Source organism: Bacteroides caecigallinarum (assembly GCF_016902295.1).
GTDB classification, from domain to species: Bacteria; Bacteroidota; Bacteroidia; order Bacteroidales; family Bacteroidaceae; genus Phocaeicola; species Phocaeicola caecigallinarum_A.
On the sequence record NZ_JACJLQ010000167.1, the window covers coordinates 1 to 378 of the forward strand.

At 49.5% G+C, this 378-nt stretch carries 1 pseudogene; it reads left to right on the forward strand.

The features are described 5' to 3' along the window. Window positions 1-378 (forward strand): annotated as a pseudogene (locus H6A27_RS14655) (DDE-type integrase/transposase/recombinase); the annotation flags it as partial.

A 378-nucleotide genomic window follows, 5' to 3' on the forward strand; every position in this document is an offset into this window, starting at 1 on the left:
ATACCATGGGATACGTTGATATGGAAACCGGTGAGGTCGTCCAGTGCCAGGCTTTCGTAGCCACTCTGCCTGCAAGCGACTACGGTTATATCCTCTTCGTACGTTCACAACGCACGGAAGACTTTGTATATGCCATAACACAGTGCCTGAAACATCTTGGCGGCGTACCAAAGATGCTTGTCCCTGACAACCTTAAAGCTGCTGTTGTCAAGACCGACAGATATGAGCCTTCACTTAACCGTGTAATGGAGGATATGGCCAATCATTATGGCACGGTCATCATACCGGCACGTCCCGCACACCCAAAAGATAAAAGCAACGTGGAAGGGACCGTGAGGCTTGTCTATATGCGTGTGTTTGCCGAACTCCGCAATGAAA